The 467-nt window shown below is 44.5% G+C and carries 1 protein-coding gene; it reads right to left on the reverse strand.

The window, feature by feature from the left end:
* Nucleotides 1-467: aldolase/citrate lyase family protein (locus KH893_RS12000; RefSeq protein WP_281166305.1), on the reverse strand; the 467-nt coding region annotated here is incomplete at both ends.

A 467-nucleotide genomic window follows, 5' to 3' on the forward strand; every position in this document is an offset into this window, starting at 1 on the left:
TGAATATATTCAGTCTCGCGAATGAAACCTTCGGTATCGTTCATATTTGTAAAGACTGTGTCAAAAGCCGCAATTCCGGCCGCACGTGCAGAATGCAAAACCATGTTGCGAGCAAATTCCAGTTCGGCGCCATCCGGATAACGATGAGTTTTCATATCAGTCGTATAGTCTTCGGCAGAAAGAGCAATTCCAATCATTCGATCAGAAGCAGCTGCAATCTCCGGGGCATTCAAAACGCCTTTGGCGGATTCGATCGCTGCCATCATATGGGTCGTGCCGACTTTAATCGAAAATTTCTTCTCTGCTTCTTCGATAACCGATTCTAATTGGTGCATCATCTCGGCTGATTCCGTCTTGGGCAAACGAATAACATCAACGCCGGCTTTCACCATTGCATAAACATCATTTTTAAAAAAGGACGTATCAAGTCCGTTGACACGAACAACCAATTCGGCATTACCATAATC

Origin of the sequence: Liquorilactobacillus sicerae, assembly GCF_029916425.1 — a bacterium.
In the GTDB taxonomy this organism is placed as follows: Bacteria; Bacillota; Bacilli; order Lactobacillales; family Lactobacillaceae; genus Liquorilactobacillus; species Liquorilactobacillus sicerae.